Origin of the sequence: Pseudescherichia sp. (assembly GCF_032052675.1) — a bacterium.
In the GTDB taxonomy this organism is placed as follows: Bacteria; Pseudomonadota; Gammaproteobacteria; order Enterobacterales; family Enterobacteriaceae; genus Pseudescherichia.
On sequence record NZ_DAMBWA010000004.1, the window covers coordinates 197,899 to 219,370 of the forward strand.

Genomic DNA, 21,472 nt, shown 5'->3' on the forward strand with positions numbered 1-21,472 from the left:
CGTTTCGCAAAGTGGGCAAGCGGCTACTGCCTAAGCTGATGACCGTATTGATGCATCCAGTCGGCCAGCGGCGCGAGAGCACTTTGCAGAGTGAGGCCAAGGGGGGTGATTTGATACTCCACGCGGGGCGGAATTTCAGGGTAGACGGTACGCGTGACCAGCCCGCGCTGTTCGAACAGACGCAGCTGTTTGGTCAGCTCTTTTTGCGTAATGGGTGCGGCGGCCCGCAGCAGATCGCCAAACCGCACCGGCTCATTGATGACGATCAGACGATAGATAATCGGGATGGCCCACTTTCCGGAAAGCAGCCCGATAAAGCTGGTCATCGGGCAGGGCTCATGCTGACAATTTTTTTCTTCCGCACAGTCGAGTAATACCGCCATTGCACACCTCTCGCCTCTTTAGTATCCAATTGGTACCTGGTTTCTTTTAGATACTAACGTTTCTATAGTGCTTTCTCCACTCTTCAATCAGGAGAAGCACATGGGTCGTTTAGCAGATAAATATACGCTGATTACCGGCGGTACGACGGGCATTGGCCTGGCGACGGCGCAGGAATTTATCGCCGAGGGGGCGCACGTGGCGGTGACGGGCCGTAATCCCGACACGCTTGCCGATGCGAAGCGCATTCTGGGGGATAACGCCTGGGTGATCCCTGCGGACGCAGGCGATATTGCCGCGCAAAAGCAACTTGCCGAGAAGATTGCTGCCCGCTGGCCGCGGCTGGATGCAATCTTCATCAACGCAGGAGACGTTACCCACGGTGAGATCGAGGCGTGGGACGAGGCCAAATGGGATCGCCTGATGGCCATAAACCTTAAAGGCCCCTTCTTTTTGATTCAGGCTCTGCTGCCGCTGTTGAATAATCCCTCTTCGGTGATCCTCTGTGGCTCGGTTAGCGCGCGCATCGGCCTGCCTGCCAGCAGCGTCTACGCCGCCAGCAAAGCTGGCCTGCTTTCGCTGGCGCGCACGCTGTCGGCCGAGCTGTTGCCGCGCGGCATCCGCGTGAACGGTCTTAGTCCAGGCCCGGTGGAAACCCCGGCGCTGGGCAAGCTTGGCCTTGACGCAGAAGCATTACGGGCCATGCAGGAGGAGATCATCAACCTGGTGCCGCTCGGACGAATGGGTACCGTACGGGAGCTGGCGAAGGCCGCGCTGTATCTCGCGTCGGATGACTCAAGCTATACGGTGGGCACCGATCTGCTGGTCGATGGCGGCGTCGGCAGCCTGTAACTCTCTGCGGGGCCTGCGGGCCCCTTTTCAAGGCGTTAACCCGTCTGGATCTGCATCAGGGTCAGGTTGCCACTCATTACCGCGCCGGTATCAATGTAGTACTGATTAGCAAAGCGCTGCGCCTTACGCAGCGGCGTGTGGCCAAAGATAAAGAGATCGGCACCGTGAATATCTTTCACCCTGCCCGCCTGCGAGGCAGCCAGCCGATCCCGGTTCCAGAGAAGCTGCTCTTCATCTAGCGGGGCGCCAAAAACATAGTTATCGTCAGGGTAGTCAGCATGACAAACGATCACTTTTTTACCCTGCGTGGTGACTTCAATAACCAGCGGCAGCGCAGCGATGTGTGGCAGCAGCGCTCTGGCCTGCTGCGCTTGCTCATCATCAAGATTGAAAAACCAGCTGCCGCCGTTCATCCGCCAGTGGCTGGCGCTGCCGTTGTGGAGCAGGCAGTTCAGCATCATCTGCTCATGGTTGCCGCGTACTGCCCGGCACCAGGGACAGGTGACCAGCGTCATGCACTCCACGTTCTCCACGCCGCGATCGGTAAGATCGCCCACGGAAATCAGTAGATCCTGCGACGTGTCAAACCCAACGAAGCTCAGTTTATTCAACAGCAGGCTATAGCAGCCGTGAAGGTCGCCGGTAACCCAAATGTTGCGCCATGCCGCACCGTTGAGCCGCTGCCAGGTCATGATACTGTACCGTACGGGAGTCGTTGCTGGTTTTAAGCAGTATAGCCGGGAGAGAATATGAGGAAGTGCCCGCCATCATTTTCATGACGTTTTCATGATGTACAGACGAAAAAAAAGAGATCTTGCGATCTCTTTTCTCTGGAATATTGGTACCGAGGATGGGACTCGAACCCACAAGCCCGTTAGGGCACTACCACCTCAAGGTAGCGTGTCTACCAATTCCACCACCTCGGTACGGAATACTTACTGTGGGATATCGCTGGTCGGCTTGTTAGCCGGCGCTGCGGGTTGAGTCTGCTCAGATTTCGCTGGCGCGCTCAGATTTTCCCACTCGCTCCCTTTGTTGGTTTTATTGCTGTTAATGTTACCCAGCACCAGGCTGATAATGAAGAACAGGGTAGCCAATACAGCCGTCATACGGGTCATGAAGTTACCAGAACCACTTGAACCGAACAGCGTACCGGAAGCGCCTGCACCAAAGGAGGCTCCCATATCAGCGCCTTTACCTTGCTGCAGCATGACCAGACCTACAAGGCCAATCGCCACAATAAGGAAAACTACTAAAAGAGCTTCGTACATAATCAACCTGTTCCTTGCGGAGTTGCCGCATAACTTAAGCTTCAAACCCTGAATGGGTTTCAAACCAAAAGCGGGAGTTAATGTTATTTCCCACTTGAGCGGGTGTGAATACTAACCAAAGCGCATGACCTGCGCAAGGGCAATTTCGCTGCATTGTATCAACTGCGGAAAAAAAGAGCAAAAGCCGCACTGAAAGGCTATCTGCTGTACAAAGCGGGCGAAAAACAGGCGCTTATTATCATTAGCCGAGCACCGCTATGTGCAAAATCAGAAGCGCAGCAACTGCAATAGCGGGTCCAAACGGCATATAGGGATTGGCCTTAGCCCGTCGTCGAAAACGCAGCAGGCCACGAAGAGTAAAAGCGAGCATGCCCAGCGCCGCCGACCCCAGCATCAGCTCCGCAATATGGTCAATGCCAAGCCAGATCGTACAGGCTGCATAAAGCTTAACATCACCGTTGCCCAGTCCTTCCCGCTTGCAAAGCCAGATATGCCCTTGGGCTATCAGCCGGGTAGAGCACCAGATCACGATCGCCCCCATCACGCTATCCTGGGGCGACACCGGAATCATGTTTAGCACCGATGCAGCAAGCCCAAGCCACATCAGCAGGTAGACCAAACCATCAGGCAGCAAAAAAGTCGTGATATCAATAACGGCTAGCATATAGAGCAGGCAGAAAAAGCAGGCCAGAAAGAGGAGCTGTACCGCGGTGCAGTACGGAGAGTAACGGTAGTCCAGCGCGAGGAAAACCGCGCCTGTTAATAATTCACTTAGCGGATAGCGAACCGCAAAAGCGCCTTCACAGTAGCGGTAGATGATGACGTTAAGGAAGCGGCCCGTTAACAGCCCCAGCCCCAACGCCAGACAGAGATACCACGCCCCCCTATCCATAACCCCCCTTAGCTAACCGCATTAAACAGATGAATTTAATGCAGTTTCAGGGAGTTAAGAAGAGCACTTTTACCTCTTCGCCACTCCATTTCTGAAGTGACGTAGTAATACGATCAGGCCTGTTTTACCGCGTCGGCAATGCGGTGAGCGAACTCAGTAACCTGGGCTTCGTTCTCGCCTTCAACCATGACGCGGATCAGCGGCTCGGTGCCGGATTTACGCAGCAGGACGCGCCCGCGGCTGCCCAGCGCCGCTTCAACCTCTGCCGTCACCGCTTTAACGGTTTCGTGCTCCAGCGGGTCGCCTTTCCCGGCGGTAAAGCGTACGTTAACGAGGATCTGTGGGAAGAGCTTCATGCCGCTGCAGAGATCGTGCAGGGTCATATTGTTGCGCACCATCGCGGCAACGACCTGCAGGCCGGCAACGATACCGTCACCAGTGGTCGTTTTGTCCAGCAGAATGATGTGCCCGGAGTTCTCTGCGCCAATACGCCAGCCCTTCTCCTGCAGCTTCTCCAGCACGTAGCGGTCGCCGACCTTAGCGCGGGCGAACGGAATACCCAGCTGCTTCAGGGCCAGCTCCAGACCCATGTTGCTCATCAGCGTGCCAACCGCGCCGCCGCGCAGCTGCCCCTGACGCAGGCCTTCGCGTGCGATAATGTAGAGGATCTGATCCCCGTCGACCTTGTTGCCTTCGTGATCGACCATGATGACGCGGTCGCCGTCGCCGTCAAAGGCGATACCGAGATCGGCCTTCTCAGCAAGCACGCGTGTCTGCAGCGCACGAACGTCGGTGGCCCCTACCTCTTCGTTGATGTTAACGCCGTTCGGCTCGCAGCCGAGGGTGATAACGTCCGCACCCAGCTCGCGGAAGACGCTAGGGGCAATATGGTAGGTCGCGCCGTGGGCACAGTCGACCACGATTTTCAGCGCTTTCAGGCTCAGCTCGTTCGGGAAGGTGCCCTTACAGAACTCAATGTAGCGTCCGGCAGCGTCCACAATGCGGCTGGCTTTACCCAGCAGCGCGGAGTCAACGCAGCTGATCTCCTTTTCCAGCTCGGCTTCAATGGCCTCTTCTACCTCATCCGGCAGCTTGGTCCCGTCGGTGGAGAAGAATTTAATCCCATTATCATAAAACGGGTTGTGGGAGGCAGAGATGACGATCCCTGCTTCAGCGCGGAATGCGCGGGTCAGATAGGCCACCGCCGGGGTTGGCATCGGCCCGGTGAAGGAGGCAGAGATGCCGGCCGCTGCCAGGCCTGCTTCCAGCGCCGACTCCAACATATAGCCAGAGATACGCGTATCCTTACCGATAATGATTTTGCGCGAGCCATGACGCGCCAGTACTTTACCTGCTGCCCAGCCCAGCTTAAGAACGAAATCAGGCGTGATAGGCGCATCGCCGACGCGCCCACGAATACCGTCTGTACCAAAATATTTGCGACTACTCATAGCGTTTGTTTTCCTTCGCTGATAGCGTGGCCTCGACCACCCGCATGGCTTCTGTTGTCTCTTTCACGTCATGTACGCGAATTATGTGCGCTCCCTGCATGGCCGCTATCGTTGCGCACGCCAGGCTGCCGCTCAGGCGCTCTGATGGCCCCACGTTCAGCAGTTGGCCAATCATCGATTTACGGGACATGCCGACCAGCAGCGGCAGACCAAAATGGTGAAACTCTGCCAGGCGAGCAAGAAGCGCATAGTTATGGGAGAGATTCTTACCGAAACCGAAGCCGGGGTCGAGTACCAATTTATCCTTTGTAATGCCTGCTTTCTCACACCTTGCAATCTGTTCGTGGAAATAGCGATCAACGTCAGCAAAGACATCAGCATATTTTGGCGCATCCTGCATCGTCTTCGGATCGCCCTGCATATGCATCAGGCAGACCGGCAGGCCGGTTTCCGCCGCCGCCTCCAGCGCCCCCGGCTCGCTCAGGGAGCGGATATCGTTAATCAGATGCGCGCCCACGCGAGCAATCTCCCGAATCACCGCCGGTTTCGAGGTATCCACTGAGATCCAGACTTCGAAACGCTGCGCCAGCGCCTCCACCACCGGCACTACGCGGGAGAGCTCTTCATCGACGCTCACCTCAGCCGCACCCGGCCGGGTTGACTCGCCGCCGACGTCGATGATGGTGGCCCCGGCATTGATCATCAGGTTGGCATGTTTGACCGCGTCGATGAGCGTGTTATGCGCACCGCCGTCAGAGAAGGAGTCGGGTGTGACGTTGAGGATCCCCATCACGTGCGGATGAGAGAGATCGAGCGTAGTTCCCTGAGCGAAGAGTTTCATAGAGCATCCCTTGTACTGTGTGGGTGATAGATATGAAAAAACCCCGGAGCACGCCCCGGGGTTTTAAATAATGCTAATGCAGATGCCGCAAGGGCTTATTTGTCGCCAAACTGCTCTGACATGGTGTTACCCGGGTTCGGCGTACGCGGTTCATCGACCGGACGCGGCGCACGCGGGGTGCCATTGCTATCGGAGCTGTTTGAGCCAGGATCTTCCCAGCCCGCTGGCGGACGCACATCGCGACGGGCCATCAGGTCATCAATCTGCGGCGCATCGATGGTCTCATACTTCATGAGCGCATCTTTCATCGCATGCAGGATGTCCATGTTATCGTTCAAGATCTGACGAGCGCGGTTGTAGTTACGCTCAATCAGAGACTTCACTTCCTGGTCGATAATACGTGCCGTTTCATCGGACATGTGTTTCGCTTTCGCCACGCTGCGGCCCAGGAACACTTCGCCCTCTTCCTCTGCGTACAGCAGCGGACCGAGTTTGTCGGAGAAGCCCCACTGGGTGACCATGTTCCGCGCCAGGTTAGTCGCCACTTTAATGTCGTTGGACGCACCGGTAGAAACATGCTCAACGCCGTAGATGATCTCTTCTGCCAGACGGCCACCGTACAGCGTGGAGATCTGGCTTTCCAGTTTCTGACGGCTGGCGCTAATCGCGTCGCCTTCAGGCAGGAAGAAGGTCACACCCAGCGCACGGCCGCGCGGAATAATCGTGACTTTATGTACCGGATCGTGTTCCGGCACCAGGCGACCAATAATCGCATGGCCCGCTTCGTGATAGGCGGTGGACTCTTTCTGGGCTTCGGTCATCACCATAGAGCGACGTTCCGCACCCATCATGATTTTGTCTTTCGCTTTCTCAAACTCAACCATCGAGACAACGCGTTTGTTGCCACGGGCAGCGAACAGCGCTGCTTCGTTGACGAGGTTAGCGAGATCCGCACCGGAGAAGCCAGGCGTACCACGGGCAATGATTGCCGCATCGATATCCGGCGCCAGCGGTACGCGACGCATGTGCACTTTCAGGATCTGCTCACGGCCACGCACGTCCGGCAGACCTACTACAACCTGACGGTCAAAACGACCTGGACGCAGCAGCGCCGGGTCAAGCACGTCTGGACGGTTCGTCGCGGCGATGACGATAATGCCTTCGTTGCCTTCAAAGCCGTCCATCTCAACCAGCATCTGGTTCAGGGTCTGCTCACGCTCATCATGACCACCACCCAGGCCTGCGCCACGCTGGCGGCCTACGGCGTCGATCTCATCGATGAAGATGATACACGGCGCGGCTTTCTTGGCCTGCTCGAACATGTCACGCACACGAGATGCACCGACACCCACGAACATTTCCACGAAATCAGAACCGGAAATGGTAAAGAAAGGCACCTTCGCTTCACCGGCAATGGCTTTTGCCAGCAGCGTTTTACCGGTACCCGGCGGGCCAACCATTAACACGCCTTTCGGGATCTTACCGCCCAGCTTCTGGAAGCGGCTCGGTTCACGCAGGTATTCAACCAGCTCACCCACCTCTTCTTTGGCTTCGTCGCAGCCTGCAACGTCAGCAAAGGTGGTTTTGATCTGATCTTCGGTCAGCATACGCGCCTTGCTCTTGCCAAACGACATGGCGCCTTTGCCACCGCCGCCCTGCATCTGACGCATAAAGAATATCCAAACGCCGATTAACAGCAGCATCGGGAACCACGAGATGAAGATAGAAGCCAGCAGGCTTGGCTCTTCCGGCGGCTCGCCAACCACTTTGACATTTTTCGTCAGCAGGTTATCAAGCAGTTTTGGATCGTTGACCGGGATGTAAGTCGTGTAACGGTTACTATCTTTCTTGGTAACGTTGATCTCACGTCCGTTGATACGCGCTTCGCGAACCTGGTCCTGATTGACCTCTTGCAGGAAGGTAGAGTAATCCACCTTACGGCCGTTCGACTCGCTGGGCCCAAAGCTCTGGAATACTGACATCAGCACAACGGCAATGACCAGCCAGAGTATTAGGTTTTTCGCCATGTCACTCAAGGGATTAACCTCATATTACAACTGTGTTAAAAACAGCGTCAGGATACTCTGTATCCCGTCTCATTCAAACCTTAGTCTGCACTCAACGGTTTATCATTTTCGCCCGGTCGCTACAATGTACACTTCGCGTGAACGCGCACGCGAAGAGTCAGGTTTACGCACTTTTACCTTCGTAAACAGAGAGCGAATTTCTCTTAGATACTCATCGAAACCTTCGCCCTGAAACACCTTCACTACAAAATTTCCGCCCGGTGCGAGAACGTCGCGGCACATCTGCAGCGCCAGCTCCACCAGATACATGGCGCGGGGAATATCCACCGCCGGTGTTCCGCTCATGTTGGGAGCCATGTCAGACATGACCACCTGAACCTTTTCGTCGCCGACGCGTTCCAACAGCGCCTTTACCACTAATTCATCACGAAAATCGCCCTGAAGGAAATCGACACCAACGATGGGATCCATAGGGAGAAGATCGCATGCGATGATCCGCCCTTTGCCGCCGATCTGCGTGACCACATACTGTGACCAGCCGCCCGGTGCTGCCCCCAGGTCGACAACCGTCATGCCTGGTTTAAAAAGTTTGTCACTTTGCTGTATTTCATCAAGTTTAAACCAGGCGCGGGAACGTAACCCTTTTTTCTGCGCCTGCTGCACATATTTATCGCTAAAGTGTTCCTGAAGCCAGCGGCTTGAGCTGGCAGAACGCTTTTTACCTGTCATCTCTATTTCCAACGTTGTTCATCGTGAGTAGCAGGCTATCAACTATCAGCACAGCAGATTTGGCGATACACTGGAGATGGCGGTAGAATGAACCGTTTTCAATCCCAACGTAAGCAAAAATATACGATGAATCTGAGTACTAAACAAAAACAGCACCTTAAAGGTCTGGCACATCCGCTCAAGCCGGTAGTTATGCTTGGCAACAATGGTTTGACCGAAGGGGTACTGGCCGAGATTGAACAAGCGCTAGAGCACCATGAGCTTATCAAGGTCAAGATCGCTACCGAAGACCGCGAAACTAAGACGCTGATCGTGGAAGCGATTGTTCGTGAAACCGGCGCCTCTAACGTACAGGTCATCGGTAAAACGCTGGTGCTGTACCGCCCATCGAAGGAGCGTAAAATTTCGCTGCCACGCTAAGAATATCCTGGATAGAACACAAAATCTGTGTAAAACGAGGGGTTTTCCGCAAGCTGACAAGCAAAATGCCACGCTCTTGACGTTGTTAAAAGGCCGCTATGCGGCCTTTTTCTTATCTTTACATTACGTCAACATATTACAGGTTGGCGCGTAATTAAAGATATTCTACCTTGAGGATCTCGTACTCAACTTCGCCACCCGGGGTACGGATAACGACCACATCGTCCTGCTCTTTACCCACCAGCCCGCGTGCAATTGGCGAGTTGACGGAGATCAGATTCTGCTTAAAATCCGCCTCGTCATCACCCACGATACGGTAAGTCTGCTCCTCATCGTTATCGAGATTCAATACGGTCACGGTGGAGCCAAAGATCACGCGGCCATTGTTAGGCATTTTTGTGATGTCGATCACCTGCGCATTGGAGAGCTTGGCCTCAATGTCTTTGATGCGGCCTTCGCAGAACCCCTGCTGCTCGCGGGCGGCATGGTACTCGGCGTTCTCTTTCAGGTCACCATGCTCGCGGGCATCGGCAATCGCAGCGATGATTTCAGGACGACGCACGGATTTCAGGAAATCCAGCTCTTCGCGTAATTTTTCAGCACCACGTAAGGTCATCGGAATAGCTTGCATTGTTATACCTCTTAAACATTCCTGTAGGGAGCGGTGGCCCCGCCCCGGCAGCTTTGCCCCTGCATACCGCGCAAAAGAGAGGCCAAAAGCAAAAAGAAAACCGACCCGGAGGCAGAGCTCCAGGTCAGCAGCAATTTTTCAATTTGATACGTATTTTACCCGGAAGTTCCTTATGGGTCATCGTTTACTTTCCGGTACGATGCACCGTAGTATGACGGCCTGTTTCCAGGTTTCTAGCGCGAGATTATGCGATTTTCCAGATATGTCATCGGATTGACCACCAGTATAGCGTTGAATGTGCAGGCTGCGAACGTTGATGAGTACATTAACCAGCTCCCTGCTGGCGCAAACCTCGCCCTGATGGTGCAGAAGGTTGGCGATCAGGCTCCCGATATTGATTACCACAGCCAGCAGATGGCCCTGCCCGCCAGTACCCAGAAGGTGATAACCGCGCTGGCCGCCTTGCTGCAGCTGGGGCCAGATTTCCGTTTTACCACCACGCTTGAGAGTAAAGGCAACGTTGCGAACGGGGTGTTAAAAGGGGATTTGGTGGCACGATTTGGCGGCGATCCGACGCTAAAACGCCAGGATATCCGCAATATGGTCGCGGTGCTGAAAAAATCGGGCGTCCAGCAGATTGACGGTAACGTCCTGATCGACACCTCGGTGTTTGCCAGCCACGATAAGGCCCCCGGCTGGCCGTGGAACGATCTGACCCAGTGCTTCAGCGCGCCGCCCGCCGCCGCGATTATCGATCGTAACTGCTTCTCGGTATCGCTCTACAGCGCCCAGAAAGCAAACGACCTGGCGTTTATCCGCATCGCCTCCTACTACCCTGTCACCATGTTTAGCCAGGTGCGCACGCTGGCGAAAGGCTCTCCTGATGCCCAGTACTGCGAGCTGGATGTTGTGCCTGGCGATCTCAACCGCTTTACGCTGACCGGCTGCCTGACCCAGCGCGCCGATCCGCTACCGCTGGCCTTTGCCATCCAGGACGGGGCGAGCTACGCCGGTGCCGTGCTGAAGGATGAGCTTAAGCAGGCCGGCATTACCTACAGCGGCACGCTGCTGCGCCAGACGCTGGTTAACGAGCCGGGCACGGTGATCGCCAGCAAACAGTCCGCGCCGCTGCACGATCTCTTAAAGATCATGCTGAAAAAGTCAGACAACATGATCGCCGATACCGTATTTCGCACCATCGGCCATGCGCGCTTTGGCGTGCCGGGCACGTGGCGTGCCGGAGCGGATGCCGTGCGGCAGATCCTGCGCCAGCAGGCCGGCGTCGATCTGGGCAACAGCATTGTGGTGGATGGCTCCGGCCTGTCGCGGCATAACCTTATCTCTCCCGCCACCATGATGCAGGTGCTGCAGTATATTGCTCAGCATGATACCGAGCTGAACTTCATCTCAATGCTGCCGCTGGCGGGCTATGACGGCTCGTTGCAGTACCGCGCCGGCCTGCATGCCGCAGGTGTGGACGGCAAGGTATCGGCGAAGACGGGCTCTCTGCAGGGGGTCTATAACCTGGCGGGCTTTATCACCACCGCCAGCGGCCAACGTATGGCCTTTGTGCAGTATCTCTCAGGCTATGCGGTAGAGCCTGCCGATCAGCGTAATCGCCGTATCCCGCTGGTGCGCTTCGAGAGCCGGTTGTACAAAGACATTTACCAGAATAATTAATTCGCCGACGTCAAAAAGCAAAAACCCCGGCTCATGGCCATAATGCCAGTCAGTTAAGCTGACTGGCATTTTTTGTGGCAAGAACAGGAGGAATATGAGATGCCGCTAAGGTTCCGTTCACCTCATGGACAGTGCTTCTTTGGGAAATCTACACACGTGAACGTGCCAGGGTGGCTCGCCGCCACCACTCTGGCGACCCGGGCTCCCGGCAATTTTGTCCTCGGCTTATCCCTTCCGGCTTCCGGGTCGGGCGCGAGGTAACTTCCCTGTAAGGCACGCCCTCAGCCCGCATCCATGCGGGCTGCCCCGGCCAGAAGTGAACGCCTCGGCGATTTTCAGCCGGACCCAACACCTCGCTTTAATACCGAGCCCACAGCGATTTCTTTGTTGCTGTGGAGTACGGTCCCGCAGCGAGGTGTTGAGTCCCCGCTGAAACCGGCGAACCGGAGACCGGATGACAAGGACTGGACGCCAGGGATGGCGGCCAGAGGCGAAACGAGACACGACGTCGAGTCGAGCCGGCCGTCGGTCAGCCGGACGGGAGGTGAGCGCAGTGCGCAGCACCGGTTTCCTTGCGGGGCCGCGGGGATCGATAAGGGGGCCGCGGTGGCCCCCTTATCCCGTTCACGTGTGACACTCGCTATATGTTCTGCCCTCCATGAGGTGAACGGAACACATATACCTGAGTCACATATTTCCCTTCTCCAGCAGTGTAACTAACTGGCATTAGGCTTATGGCCGGAGATTAACGCTTGTAGATGAATTCGATACCTTCGTCGTCCTCTTCATCCCAGTCGTCGTCTTCATCGTCGTCTTCCACGTCAGCTTCTTCAAGCTGCTGGCGGTGGTAGTCATCCCACATGAATTCGACTTTTTCTGGCTGCTTCGCCTCTTCAGCCTGCACCAGCGGATTCTCAATGATGAAGGTCATGACGTCCCAGCAGAGGTCTTTTACGCCCTGCTGGCTGGCCGCAGAGATGAGATAGTACTTCTCTTCCCAGCCCAGCGCCTTAGCAATCGCCTGCGCCTTCTCTTCGGCCTCAGCCTTATCCATCAGGTCAATCTTGTTGAAGACCAGCCAGCGCGGCTTGGCTGCCAGCTTCTCGCTGTACTTCTCCAGCTCGCCGATGATGATGCGCGCGTTCTCAACCGGATCGGAACCGTCAATCGGATCGATGTCGATCAGGTGCAGCAGCACGCGGCAACGCTCAAGGTGCTTCAGGAAGCGAATACCCAGCCCTGCGCCCTCAGCCGCACCTTCAATCAGGCCCGGAATGTCGGCAACCACAAAGCTCTTTTCGGTATCCATACGCACTACGCCGAGGCTTGGCACCAGCGTGGTAAACGGATAGTCTGCCACCTTCGGCTTCGCTGCGGAGACGGCGCGGATGAACGTCGATTTACCGGCGTTTGGCATGCCCAGCATGCCGACATCGGCCAGCAGCATCAGCTCCAGCTGCAGATCGCGCTTGTCGCCCGGCGTACCCATCGTTTTCTGACGCGGGGTACGGTTAACGGAGGATTTAAAGCGCGTATTGCCCAGACCGTGCCAGCCGCCTTTAGCGACCATCAGGCGCTGACCGTGTTTGGTCATATCGCCCATCGTCTCGCCAGTGCCCTGGTCAATGATGCGTGTCCCTACCGGCACCTTAACGGTAACATCTTTACCGCGCTTGCCGGTACAGTCACGGCTCTGGCCGTTCTGCCCACGCTCGGCACGGAAGGATTTCTCAAAACGGTAGTCGATCAGGGTGTTGAGGTTCTCGTCCGCTTCCAGCCAGACATCGCCGCCATCGCCACCGTCACCGCCGTCAGGGCCGCCGCGCGGAATATATTTTTCACGACGGAAGCTTACGCAGCCGTTACCGCCGTCACCTGCCACGACCAGAATCGTAGCTTCATCAACAAACTTCATTTTACTCTCCGTTACTCATTCGCCTGAGCGGGGTAAAGTGACAATCACTTCACGCTTGCGCCAGCGTCCCCAGAGGCGGTGGCCTATGGCGGAATACATAGCGCCCGCAACCACGACAAACGCACCGAGATAACCTAAAAGGTTTAACATCGGTCTGGCGAAGACATCGGGCCAGGCCTGTGATAATAAATCTGAAAACAACAGCGTAAACAGCGGAGTCAGCGTGATTAATGCGCTCACCTGCGCTGCCTGCCAGCGCGCCATCGCCTCGGCGAGCGCGCCATACCCTACCAGCGTATTAAGGCCGCAGAAGATCAAGCAGGCTAGCTGCCAGTGGCTAAGCTGGGCTATTACGCCTGGCTCTGCCAGCGGCAGCAACGCTATTGTGCATAAAGTGTACAGCAAAAAGAGGATCTGCTGCGAGGCCAACCGGCGTAATAACACCTTTTGCGCGACCCCATAGCTCACCCAGACTGCGGCGGCGCTGACGCCAAAAATCACACCCCAGGTGTAATCGGTTAGTCTGGTGAAGATCTCTATCAGGCTGGTGTTGAAAAACATCACCAGCCCGCAAAGCAGCATCATCGCCCCAATGACCTGAGTGCCGCGCATTTTCTCTTTGAGGATGAATACGCTGGCCACCATCATGCCCACCGGTGAGAGCTGTCCAATCACCTGGGAGGCCGTCGGGGTTAAATATTGTAGAGAAGAGCTGAAGAGAATGAAATTCCCGAACAGGCCCCCGGTGGCAATAGCCAGCAACACCAGCCAGCGGCGTTGGCGGAAAATACGCATCGGCGGCAGCTTGCCTTTGATAGCCAGAATCGACCCGAGACCTATAGCCGCCATTAAAAAGCGATAGAACACGATTGTGGGCGGTTCCATCACCTCCAGCACCTGCTTCATTGCGATTGGCAATGCGCCCCAGCACATGGCTGTCGTTAGCGCCAAAAGGATCCCAATGCCTGCCTGCTGCTTCATTGCCCGTTTTCCCTACAAGAGATTTTCCGGACGTCGAATGTAAAAAGCCCCGCAACGTGTTGCGGGGCTTTCATCCGTTACCGGGACGCGAAAAACTTATTCAGCAACGATGCTGATGAACTTACGGTTTTTCGGGCCTTTAACTTCGAACTTAACTTTACCGTCAGTCAAAGCGAACAGAGTGTGGTCACGGCCGCAACCAACGTTAGAGCCAGCGTGGAACTTAGTACCACGTTGACGAACGATGATGCTACCTGCCAGTACTGCTTCTCCGCCGAAGCGTTTTACGCCCAGACGTTTAGCTTCTGAATCGCGACCGTTACGAGTTGAGCCGCCAGCCTTTTTGTGTGCCATTTAAATCTGCTCCCCTAGTCTTAAGCGCTGATGCCAGTGATTTTAACATCAGTGAACCACTGACGATGGCCTTGCTGCTTACGATAGTGTTTACGACGACGAAACTTAACGATTTTAACTTTCTCGCCACGACCGTGAGCAACAACTTCAGCTTTGATAACGCCGCCATCAACGAAAGGAACGCCGATTTTGACTTCTTCACCGTTTGCGACCATCAGAACTTCAGCGAACTCAATAGTTTCGCCAGTTGCGATGTCCAGCTTTTCCAGGCGAATGGTCTGACCTTCGCTTACTCGGTGTTGTTTACCACCACTTTGGAAAACCGCGTACATAAAAAACTCCGCTTCCGCGCACATCTTTCGAGTGATTCAGAGTGCGCTATAAATATTCACAATAGGGCGCGAATATTACGCAAAACGCGAGGCTTTGACAAGTGCGATCGTCAATAGACGAAGAAAAAAAACACAACGTGCACGGTGACGTTTATCTGGCGCGTTTTTTCAGTACAATCAACAATACTATAGCTAACCCGTAACCCTTTGTTATCCCATTTTGACAGGTGATAAACAGGACTTTAAGCCCGGCTTTTGCGATGAATTTAGAAAAAATCAATGAGTTAACCGCGCAAGATATGGCGGGTGTCAATGCGACAATACTGCAACAGCTCGACTCGGACGTGCAGCTGATCAACCAGCTGGGGTATTACATTGTCAGCGGCGGCGGCAAACGTATCCGTCCAATGATCGCCGTGCTGGCCGCTCGCGCCGTCGGCTATGAGGGGAATGCCCACGTCACTATCGCGGCGCTAATTGAATTTATCCACACCGCGACGCTGCTCCATGACGATGTGGTGGATGAATCGGATATGCGCCGGGGCAAAGCCACTGCTAACGCGGCGTTTGGCAACGCTGCCAGCGTGCTGGTGGGTGATTTTATCTATACCCGCTCCTTCCAGATGATGACCAGTCTCGGCTCGCTCAGGGTGCTGGAGGTGATGTCGGAAGCGGTGAACGTGATTGCTGAAGGCGAAGTCCTGCAGCTGATGAACGTTAACGACCCCAATATCACCGAAGAGAACTACATGCGGGTCATCTACAGCAAAACCGCACGTCTGTTCGAGGCCGCCTCCCAGTGCTCAGGTATTCTGGCAGGCTGTAGCGAGGCGCAAGAGAAAGGCCTGCAGGATTATGGGCGCTATTTGGGTACTGCCTTCCAGCTTATTGACGACCTGCTGGACTACAGCGCCGATGGCGAAACGCTGGGTAAAAACGTTGGCGACGATCTCAACGAAGGCAAACCTACCCTGCCGCTGCTGCACGCCATGCGTCACGGTACGCCAGAGCAGGCGCAGATGATCCGTGAAGCCATTGAGCAGGGCAACGGCCGCCACCTGCTGACGCCCGTGCTGGAGGCGATGGCCGCCTGCGGCTCGCTTGAGTGGACGCGCCAGCGGGCAGAAGAGGAGGCGGATAAAGCCATTGCTGCGCTTCAGGTACTGCCGGACTCTCCGTGGCGTGAGGCGCTGATTGGCCTGGCGCACATCGCGGTCCAGCGCGATCGCTGATCCCCACACTCCCGCGTTACGGCGCGGGATTATTCCAAAAAGTTCCAATAATCACTTTCTAAAAAACCCAGTAACACCATAGGATTATCCCTGGCAAATTCCTAAATCGCCCTCTTTTATAAGAACTTATTAGAGCCTAAGCTCCCCAAGAGATATGATAGGCCCGTGCACCGTTTAGCGCAGTGCTTATCGCAATCACAGGGAGGAAATATGGAACAGAAACTGATTGACTGGCACCCAGCCGATATCATTGCCGCGCTACGCAAAAAAGGAACCTCAATGGCGGCAGAGTCACGTAAGAGTGGCCTGAGTTCATCAACGCTGGCAAACGTGCTGACGCGTCCGTGGCCGAAGGGGGAGATGATTATCGCCAGGGCGATTGAGACGGATCCGTGGGTGATCTGGCCCTCGCGCTATCACGATCCTGTTACCCATGAGTTTATCGACCGATCCAAGCTGATCCGCAAGGAGAGACGAAAACACGCTAAAGGATAAAAATCGTTAATTCGGCAAGCCAACCCCCTTCTCCTTTCGGCAAGGGGGCTGCCTTCCATTAAGCCTTACTCGCCCTTCACGCGTTCGATGTTCGCGCCCAGCGCCCGCAGCTTGTTCTCAATGGTCTCATACCCACGATCGATATGATAAATACGCTCAACGATGGTGGTCCCTTCTGCGATACATCCCGCCAGCACCAGACTTGCAGAAGCACGTAGGTCGGTAGCCATCACCTGAGCCCCAGAGAGTTTCTCTACGCCGTGACAGATAGCGGTATTGCTCTCGATCTCCGCGTGCGCGCCCATACGGATCAGCTCCGGAATGTGCATAAAGCGGTTTTCGAAGATGGTCTCTGTGACAACCCCGGTTCCTTCCGCGACCAGGTTGAGCAGCGTAAACTGCGCCTGCATATCGGTCGGGAACGCCGGATGCGGCGCAGTGCGCACGTTAACCGCCTTCGGACGTTTACCGTGCATGTCGAGGCTGATCCAGTCCTCGCCAAGCTCAATATCCGCACCCGCTTCGCGCAGCTTGGCCAGTACCGCATCAAGGGTATCCGGCTGGGCCTTACGGCAGACAATTTTGCCGCCGGAAATCGCCGCAGCCACCAGGAAGGTCCCGGTTTCAATACGGTCAGGCAGCACGCTATAGACACCGCCGCCCAGGCGCTCAACGCCCTCAATAGTGATGCTATCCGTACCCATGCCGCTGATCTTCGCGCCCAGGGCGTTGAGGAAGTTTGCCGTATCGACAATTTCCGGCTCACGCGCGGCGTTTTCGATAATCGTTGTGCCTTCGGCCAGCGTCGCCGCCGACATGATGGTCACGGTCGCGCCAACGCTGACCTTATCCATCACGATATGCGCCCCTTTCAGGCGACCGTTCACGGAGGCTTTAACGTAGCCCTCTTCCAGCTTGATCTCTGCACCCAGCTGCTCCAGGCCGCTGATATGCAGGTCTACTGGACGCGCGCCGATAGCGCAGCCGCCCGGCAGGGAAACTTCACCTTTACCAAAACGCGCCACCAGCGGGCCCAGGGCCCAGATCGAGGCGCGCATGGTCTTCACCAGCTCGTAGGGCGCGCGATAGATATTCACCGCGCTGCCGTCCATCCAGACGGAGCCGTTGCGCTCTACCTTCATGCCGAGCTGGCTCAGCAGCTTCATGGTGGTATCGATATCTTTCAGTTTCGGAACGTTACGAATTTCGACGGGCTCTTCTGCCAGCAGGGCGGCAAAAAGAATTGGCAACGCTGCGTTTTTCGCTCCTGAAATTGTCACTTCGCCCTGAAGCCGGGTCGGCCCCTGTACACGAAACTTATCCATTCATCTCTTCTCTGTTAAGAATTCATACGTACTGCCGGTCAACGACCGCCAGCTCAAAAACCGTTAAGTTTACGATCGCGCGCCCACTCAGCAGGCGTATAGGCTTTGATCGACAGGGCGTGGATGCGGTTGTCCGCGATATACTCCATCAGCGGCGCATAGACGGCCTGCTGCTTCTTCACGCGACTCATGTCGGCAAAAATTTCACCCACCGCAATAACCTGAAAGTGACTGCCATCGCCGCTAACGTGGGCTTCCTGCAGGGAGAGTGCGTTCATCAGCACGGTCTGGATTTCATGATTTTCCATGGGCTTTAATTCATCTGGTAGTGAAAACAGTCCAACATCTTAGAGGAAAGTGGCGCTGTCTTAAATAAGCAAAAAGCCTCGCTTATCAATCAAGCGAGGCTATGAGTAGTAACGTACTGAAAATATTAGTGTGGCAGCGCATCGGCGGGGAGGTTATAGAGCTGCGCCAGGGTTCGGACCTTGTCGCTAACGCCCTCGAGTACCACCGTGCGCCCCTGTTTCCTGGCAAATGCGACCAGGTGAACCAGCAGGGCAACGCCGGCAGTGTCGACGCGGGCGACCCCGGTCAGGTCAATCACGTCAACCCCGTTCAGCGCCTGCGCCCTCGCCTCCCACAGCTCGTTCAATACGTCCTGATCCAGCTCTCCCTGGAGAGCCAGCCGCTCGCCATCGCGCGTCCAGCGTAGCTGGTCAGCCATTATTTCTTCTCGTCCAGGGTGATTTTCTGCTGCGAGATAGATTTCAGCTGGGCGGTAAGACCATCGATACCTTTGGTACGCAGCAGGTCGCTCCACTCATTCTGTTTGGTGGTGATCATGCTGATGCCTTCGGCAATCATGTCATAGGCCTGCCAGTTGCCGGTCTGGCTGTTCTTACGCCACTGGAAGTCCAGGCGTACCGGTGGACGGCCGTTTGGATCGTTGATGGTGACGCGAATCGGGACGATGGTGGCGCTACCCAGCGGCTGCTCCGGCGCAATCTGGTAGGTCTGGCCGTTATACATTGCCAGCGCCTGGCCGTAGGCCTGCTTCAGGTATTCACGGAATGCAGCGAAGTAGGCATCACGCTGGGCAGGCGTTGCCTCTTTGTAGTAGCGGCCCAGCACCAGCGCCCCGGCGTATTTCACCTGCACGTAGGGCAGCAGTTCTTGATCAACGACCTCACGCAGGTAGTCAGGGTTAGCACGGATTTTCGGTTGCTCGGTTTTAAGGCGATCGAAGGTCTTTTGCGCCGCTTCCTGCATCAGCTTGTACGGGTTGCTCTGGTCAGCGGCGGTCGCTGCCGTCAGCGGAGCAATAGCCAGTACGGCAATCATTAACAGTCGTTTAAACATGCGTCACTTCTCCTCATGGATTCGTCGGGGTGGCGGACGGTGCAGCTTGAGTATCGGCAGCGCCCGGCGCTGGCGCATTACCTGAACTCTTATTGTCGCTACCTTTGCTGTTGTAAAGGAATTGTCCGATCAGGTCCTCCAGTACCATTGCGGACTTGGTATCCTGAATAGTGCTGCCGTCTTTAAGCATAGAACTTCCCAGCTCAGGATCGTCAAACCCGACGTTAAGCGCCAGGTACTGCTCGCCCAGCAGGCCCGAGGTACGAATGGCCAGCGAGCTGGTATCCGGGATCTGGTTGTAACGCTCTTCAATATCCAGCGACACGCGCGGCAGATAGGTTTTAGGATCAAGCTCAATATCGCCCACGCGCCCAATCACTACGCCGCCGATGCGCACCGGCGAATGCACCTTTAACCCACCGATATTGTCGAAGGTGGCGGTAACGCGGTAGGTAGGCTCCGTGCGCATAGAGGCGACATCCGCCGCCTTCAGGCAGATAAAGAGCGCTGCCAGCAGGGCAATCAGAAGAAAAATACCCACCCAAATTTCTGTTTTTTTCGTTTGCATCTACTCAGTTCCCAAACATCAGAGCGGTGAGCACAAAATCGAGGCCAAGAATGGTCAACGATGAGTGCACAACGGTACGTGTGGTGGCCCGGCTGATCCCTGCCGACGTGGGGATCGCGTCATAACCATTAAACAGCGCGATCCAGGTAACAGTAATAGCGAACACCACGCTTTTGATCAGGCAGTTCACCAGATCGAGGCGCAGATCGACGGCATTTTGCATCGCCGTCCAGAAGAAGCCGGAATCGATGCCTTTCCAGTTTACCCCCACCAGCGAGCCGCCCCAGATGCCGACCGCGACAAACATGATCGTCAGCAGCGGCAGCGAGATCACCCCCGCCCAGAAGCGCGGCGAGATCACCCGCCGTAGCGGATCCACGGCCATCATCTCCATGCTGGAGAGCTGCTCGGTCGCCCGCATCAGGCCGATTTCGGCCGTCAGCGCCGACCCCGCCCGCCCGGCAAACAACAGCGCGGCAACCACCGGCCCCAGTTCGCGCAGCAGCGACAGCGCCACCAGCATACCGAGACTGGTTTCGGCGCTGTAGGTGGTGAGCACCAGGTAACCCTGTAGCCCAAGCACCATGCCGATGAACACCCCGGAGACAAGAATGATGAGCATCGAAAGCACGCCCACATTATAGAGCTGGCGAACCAGCAGCGGCGCATGCTTGCGGAACTCAGGCTTGCCGACCAGCGCATTGAATAACATCAACCCGGCGCGCCCGAACGTCGCGATCGTTTTGATCCCGCGATGCCCAAGCGATGCCAGTGCATTTAACAGCATGAGTGGCTTAGCTCCCTGTTCCTAGTAAATCATGAAGATAGTCGCCTGCCGGATAGCGGAACGGCACCGGGCCATCCGCAATGCCGTCGAGGAACTGGCGTACCCGGGGATCGGCATTCTCCTGTAAGCCCTGGGCGCTGCCGTGGGCGACAATCTTTTTGTCGGCCACGATATAGGCGTAGTCGGCAATACTCAATACCTCCGGCACGTCGTGGGAGACGACAATGCAGGTGACCCCCAGCGCGCTGTTCAGTTCGGAGATGAGCTTAACCAGCACGCCCATTGTAATGGGATCCTGGCCGACAAAAGGCTCATCAAACATGATCAGATCCGGCTCCAGGGCAATTGCCCGCGCCAGCGCCGCCCGGCGGGCCATGCCGCCGGAGAGCTCGGACGGCATCAGCTTTGCCGCGCCGCGCAGGCCAACGGCCTCCAGCTTCATCATCACCGTGCTCTTCAGCAGCGCAGGCGGCAGATGCGTGTGCTCGCGCAGCGGATAGGCCACGTTGTCAAACACGGTCATGTCGGTGAACAGCGCCCCGGACTGGAACAGCATGCTCATGCGCTTGCGTACGGTGTAGAGGCGGGTGCGCGACATCGCCGGCACGTTTTCGCCGTCAAACAGGATCTCACCGCCATCCGGTGGGATCTGCCCGCCGATCAGGCGCAGCAGCGTGGTTTTACCGATCCCTGACGGTCCCATGATTGCGGTGATCTTGCCGCGCGGCACCGTCAGTGAAATATTGTCGAAGATACACCGATTGCCACGGGAGAAGCTGACGCCACGGACATCGACTAAATTCGCCATCGTCTGGCTCATTTACTTTTCCTTCTGCCTTATGAGGTGTAACCGCGGCGCGTCATTGCGCCTGGTCACGATATTTTTACAGAATATTGGCTGCATAGGTTAGCTAAAGCTGGCATTTGTTTTACTTTTAAGCCGCTT

At 56.1% G+C, this 21,472-nt stretch carries 25 protein-coding genes and 1 tRNA gene; 5 read left to right on the forward strand and 21 right to left on the reverse strand.

Features of this window, described 5'->3' with window-relative positions; translation table 11 throughout:
* Positions 1 to 23 precede the first annotated feature (23 nt).
* Positions 24 to 383: a winged helix-turn-helix transcriptional regulator gene (locus tag RTX96_RS07775; protein ID WP_103821336.1), complete on the reverse strand. Its 360-nt coding sequence runs from the start codon at positions 381 to 383 to the stop codon at positions 24 to 26.
* 100 nt (positions 384 to 483) lie between these two features.
* Between RTX96_RS07775 and RTX96_RS07780 the strand changes: the two genes are divergently transcribed.
* Positions 484 to 1,233 carry an SDR family oxidoreductase gene (locus RTX96_RS07780; protein ID WP_312670668.1) on the forward strand — a complete coding sequence of 250 codons (750 nt, stop codon included), beginning with the start codon at positions 484 to 486 and terminating at the stop codon, positions 1,231 to 1,233.
* A gap of 35 nt (positions 1,234 to 1,268) precedes the next feature.
* On the opposite strand, the gene RTX96_RS07785 is transcribed toward RTX96_RS07780, so the two are convergent.
* The 8 genes from RTX96_RS07785 to rlmE form a co-directional block, all read right to left on the reverse strand.
* Positions 1,269 to 1,928: a metallophosphoesterase gene (locus RTX96_RS07785; RefSeq protein WP_312670715.1), complete on the reverse strand. Its 660-nt coding sequence runs from the start codon at positions 1,926 to 1,928 to the stop codon at positions 1,269 to 1,271.
* A gap of 144 nt (positions 1,929 to 2,072) precedes the next feature.
* Positions 2,073 to 2,159, reverse strand: a tRNA-Leu gene (locus RTX96_RS07790).
* A 9-nt stretch (positions 2,160 to 2,168) separates the two neighbouring features.
* Positions 2,169 to 2,504, reverse strand: coding sequence for a preprotein translocase subunit SecG (gene secG, locus RTX96_RS07795; RefSeq protein WP_042390130.1), 336 nt, complete (start codon positions 2,502 to 2,504; stop codon positions 2,169 to 2,171).
* Positions 2,505 to 2,745: 241 nt separating this feature from the next.
* Positions 2,746 to 3,396 carry an A24 family peptidase gene (locus RTX96_RS07800; protein ID WP_312670669.1) on the reverse strand — a complete coding sequence of 217 codons (651 nt, stop codon included), beginning with the start codon at positions 3,394 to 3,396 and terminating at the stop codon, positions 2,746 to 2,748.
* 113 nt (positions 3,397 to 3,509) lie between these two features.
* A complete protein-coding gene (gene glmM, locus RTX96_RS07805) occupies positions 3,510 to 4,847 on the reverse strand; it encodes a phosphoglucosamine mutase (RefSeq protein WP_103821340.1) in 1,338 nt (445 codons plus the stop codon).
* Entirely contained in the window at positions 4,840 to 5,688 is an 849-nt protein-coding gene (gene folP / locus RTX96_RS07810; protein ID WP_103821341.1) for a dihydropteroate synthase, read from the reverse strand. The genes glmM and folP overlap by 8 nt, the downstream gene beginning before the upstream one ends.
* A gap of 95 nt (positions 5,689 to 5,783) precedes the next feature.
* Entirely contained in the window at positions 5,784 to 7,715 is a 1,932-nt protein-coding gene (gene ftsH, locus RTX96_RS07815) for an ATP-dependent zinc metalloprotease FtsH (protein WP_103821342.1), read from the reverse strand.
* Between the two features lie 102 nt (positions 7,716 to 7,817).
* Positions 7,818 to 8,444 (reverse strand): 23S rRNA (uridine(2552)-2'-O)-methyltransferase RlmE, encoded by a 627-nt coding sequence (rlmE, locus tag RTX96_RS07820; protein ID WP_042390101.1) that lies wholly within the window; start codon positions 8,442 to 8,444, stop codon positions 7,818 to 7,820.
* Positions 8,445 to 8,570: 126 nt separating this feature from the next.
* Between rlmE and yhbY the strand changes: the two genes are divergently transcribed.
* Complete coding sequence (yhbY, locus tag RTX96_RS07825; protein ID WP_042390674.1) at positions 8,571 to 8,864, forward strand: ribosome assembly RNA-binding protein YhbY; 294 nt, start codon at positions 8,571 to 8,573, stop codon at positions 8,862 to 8,864.
* A 154-nt stretch (positions 8,865 to 9,018) separates the two neighbouring features.
* On the opposite strand, the gene greA is transcribed toward yhbY, so the two are convergent.
* Positions 9,019 to 9,495, reverse strand: a complete 477-nt coding sequence (greA, locus tag RTX96_RS07830; RefSeq protein WP_042390099.1) for a transcription elongation factor GreA — start codon at positions 9,493 to 9,495, stop codon at positions 9,019 to 9,021.
* A gap of 246 nt (positions 9,496 to 9,741) precedes the next feature.
* Between greA and dacB the strand changes: the two genes are divergently transcribed.
* On the forward strand, positions 9,742 to 11,175 hold the full coding sequence (dacB, locus tag RTX96_RS07835; protein ID WP_312670670.1) for a serine-type D-Ala-D-Ala carboxypeptidase: 1,434 nt from the start codon (positions 9,742 to 9,744) through the stop codon (positions 11,173 to 11,175).
* A gap of 745 nt (positions 11,176 to 11,920) precedes the next feature.
* Here dacB and cgtA read toward each other — a convergent pair.
* The 4 genes from cgtA to rplU form a co-directional block, all read right to left on the reverse strand.
* Positions 11,921 to 13,090: an Obg family GTPase CgtA gene (cgtA, locus tag RTX96_RS07840; RefSeq protein WP_103821344.1), complete on the reverse strand. Its 1,170-nt coding sequence runs from the start codon at positions 13,088 to 13,090 to the stop codon at positions 11,921 to 11,923.
* 15 nt (positions 13,091 to 13,105) lie between these two features.
* Complete coding sequence (locus tag RTX96_RS07845) at positions 13,106 to 14,071, reverse strand: DMT family transporter (RefSeq protein ID WP_103821345.1); 966 nt, start codon at positions 14,069 to 14,071, stop codon at positions 13,106 to 13,108.
* Between the two features lie 96 nt (positions 14,072 to 14,167).
* Entirely contained in the window at positions 14,168 to 14,425 is a 258-nt protein-coding gene (rpmA, locus tag RTX96_RS07850; RefSeq protein ID WP_017457338.1) for a 50S ribosomal protein L27, read from the reverse strand.
* Between the two features lie 20 nt (positions 14,426 to 14,445).
* Complete coding sequence (gene rplU, locus RTX96_RS07855; protein ID WP_042390095.1) at positions 14,446 to 14,757, reverse strand: 50S ribosomal protein L21; 312 nt, start codon at positions 14,755 to 14,757, stop codon at positions 14,446 to 14,448.
* Between the two features lie 260 nt (positions 14,758 to 15,017).
* On the opposite strand from rplU, the gene ispB reads away from it, so the two are divergent.
* Complete coding sequence (ispB, locus tag RTX96_RS07860) at positions 15,018 to 15,989, forward strand: octaprenyl diphosphate synthase (RefSeq protein ID WP_103821346.1); 972 nt, start codon at positions 15,018 to 15,020, stop codon at positions 15,987 to 15,989.
* A gap of 210 nt (positions 15,990 to 16,199) precedes the next feature.
* Positions 16,200 to 16,484: a DNA-binding transcriptional regulator SfsB gene (gene sfsB / locus RTX96_RS07865; protein ID WP_103821347.1), complete on the forward strand. Its 285-nt coding sequence runs from the start codon at positions 16,200 to 16,202 to the stop codon at positions 16,482 to 16,484.
* Positions 16,485 to 16,549: 65 nt separating this feature from the next.
* On the opposite strand, the gene murA is transcribed toward sfsB, so the two are convergent.
* From murA to mlaF, 7 genes are all read right to left on the reverse strand, one after another.
* Positions 16,550 to 17,809 carry a UDP-N-acetylglucosamine 1-carboxyvinyltransferase gene (gene murA, locus RTX96_RS07870; protein ID WP_312670671.1) on the reverse strand — a complete coding sequence of 420 codons (1,260 nt, stop codon included), beginning with the start codon at positions 17,807 to 17,809 and terminating at the stop codon, positions 16,550 to 16,552.
* A gap of 53 nt (positions 17,810 to 17,862) precedes the next feature.
* Positions 17,863 to 18,117, reverse strand: coding sequence for a BolA family iron metabolism protein IbaG (gene ibaG, locus RTX96_RS07875; RefSeq protein WP_042390090.1), 255 nt, complete (start codon positions 18,115 to 18,117; stop codon positions 17,863 to 17,865).
* Between the two features lie 125 nt (positions 18,118 to 18,242).
* Positions 18,243 to 18,536 (reverse strand): lipid asymmetry maintenance protein MlaB, encoded by a 294-nt coding sequence (gene mlaB / locus RTX96_RS07880; RefSeq protein ID WP_103821349.1) that lies wholly within the window; start codon positions 18,534 to 18,536, stop codon positions 18,243 to 18,245.
* Complete coding sequence (mlaC, locus tag RTX96_RS07885) at positions 18,536 to 19,171, reverse strand: phospholipid-binding protein MlaC (protein WP_103821350.1); 636 nt, start codon at positions 19,169 to 19,171, stop codon at positions 18,536 to 18,538. Before mlaC ends, mlaB begins: the two co-directional genes overlap by 1 nt.
* Before the next feature lie 13 nt (positions 19,172 to 19,184).
* On the reverse strand, positions 19,185 to 19,739 hold the full coding sequence (gene mlaD, locus RTX96_RS07890; RefSeq protein WP_312670672.1) for an outer membrane lipid asymmetry maintenance protein MlaD: 555 nt from the start codon (positions 19,737 to 19,739) through the stop codon (positions 19,185 to 19,187).
* 4 nt (positions 19,740 to 19,743) lie between these two features.
* Complete coding sequence (mlaE, locus tag RTX96_RS07895) at positions 19,744 to 20,526, reverse strand: lipid asymmetry maintenance ABC transporter permease subunit MlaE (protein ID WP_103821352.1); 783 nt, start codon at positions 20,524 to 20,526, stop codon at positions 19,744 to 19,746.
* A 7-nt stretch (positions 20,527 to 20,533) separates the two neighbouring features.
* Positions 20,534 to 21,346: a phospholipid ABC transporter ATP-binding protein MlaF gene (mlaF, locus tag RTX96_RS07900; protein WP_103821353.1), complete on the reverse strand. Its 813-nt coding sequence runs from the start codon at positions 21,344 to 21,346 to the stop codon at positions 20,534 to 20,536.
* Positions 21,347 to 21,472 lie beyond the last annotated feature (126 nt).

Coding starts and splice junctions, on each gene's coding strand:
- yhbY (WP_042390674.1), top strand. CDS start 8,571: ATGAATCTGAGTACTAAACAAAAACAGCACCTTAAAGGTCTGGCACAT.
- ftsH (WP_103821342.1), bottom strand. CDS start 7,715: ATGGCGAAAAACCTAATACTCTGGCTGGTCATTGCCGTTGTGCTGATG.
- folP (WP_103821341.1), bottom strand. CDS start 5,688: ATGAAACTCTTCGCTCAGGGAACTACGCTCGATCTCTCTCATCCGCAC.
- mlaF (WP_103821353.1), bottom strand. CDS start 21,346: ATGAGCCAGACGATGGCGAATTTAGTCGATGTCCGTGGCGTCAGCTTC.
- murA (WP_312670671.1), bottom strand. CDS start 17,809: ATGGATAAGTTTCGTGTACAGGGGCCGACCCGGCTTCAGGGCGAAGTG.
- greA (WP_042390099.1), bottom strand. CDS start 9,495: ATGCAAGCTATTCCGATGACCTTACGTGGTGCTGAAAAATTACGCGAA.
- RTX96_RS07775 (WP_103821336.1), bottom strand. CDS start 383: ATGGCGGTATTACTCGACTGTGCGGAAGAAAAAAATTGTCAGCATGAG.
- sfsB (WP_103821347.1), top strand. CDS start 16,200: ATGGAACAGAAACTGATTGACTGGCACCCAGCCGATATCATTGCCGCG.
- RTX96_RS07845 (WP_103821345.1), bottom strand. CDS start 14,071: ATGAAGCAGCAGGCAGGCATTGGGATCCTTTTGGCGCTAACGACAGCC.
- mlaE (WP_103821352.1), bottom strand. CDS start 20,526: ATGCTGTTAAATGCACTGGCATCGCTTGGGCATCGCGGGATCAAAACG.
- mlaB (WP_103821349.1), bottom strand. CDS start 18,536: ATGGCTGACCAGCTACGCTGGACGCGCGATGGCGAGCGGCTGGCTCTC.
- rpmA (WP_017457338.1), bottom strand. CDS start 14,425: ATGGCACACAAAAAGGCTGGCGGCTCAACTCGTAACGGTCGCGATTCA.
- mlaC (WP_103821350.1), bottom strand. CDS start 19,171: ATGTTTAAACGACTGTTAATGATTGCCGTACTGGCTATTGCTCCGCTG.
- secG (WP_042390130.1), bottom strand. CDS start 2,504: ATGTACGAAGCTCTTTTAGTAGTTTTCCTTATTGTGGCGATTGGCCTT.
- glmM (WP_103821340.1), bottom strand. CDS start 4,847: ATGAGTAGTCGCAAATATTTTGGTACAGACGGTATTCGTGGGCGCGTC.
- ispB (WP_103821346.1), top strand. CDS start 15,018: ATGAATTTAGAAAAAATCAATGAGTTAACCGCGCAAGATATGGCGGGT.
- cgtA (WP_103821344.1), bottom strand. CDS start 13,090: ATGAAGTTTGTTGATGAAGCTACGATTCTGGTCGTGGCAGGTGACGGC.
- dacB (WP_312670670.1), top strand. CDS start 9,742: ATGCGATTTTCCAGATATGTCATCGGATTGACCACCAGTATAGCGTTG.
- ibaG (WP_042390090.1), bottom strand. CDS start 18,117: ATGGAAAATCATGAAATCCAGACCGTGCTGATGAACGCACTCTCCCTG.
- RTX96_RS07800 (WP_312670669.1), bottom strand. CDS start 3,396: ATGGATAGGGGGGCGTGGTATCTCTGTCTGGCGTTGGGGCTGGGGCTG.
- mlaD (WP_312670672.1), bottom strand. CDS start 19,739: ATGCAAACGAAAAAAACAGAAATTTGGGTGGGTATTTTTCTTCTGATT.
- rplU (WP_042390095.1), bottom strand. CDS start 14,757: ATGTACGCGGTTTTCCAAAGTGGTGGTAAACAACACCGAGTAAGCGAA.
- rlmE (WP_042390101.1), bottom strand. CDS start 8,444: ATGACAGGTAAAAAGCGTTCTGCCAGCTCAAGCCGCTGGCTTCAGGAA.
- RTX96_RS07780 (WP_312670668.1), top strand. CDS start 484: ATGGGTCGTTTAGCAGATAAATATACGCTGATTACCGGCGGTACGACG.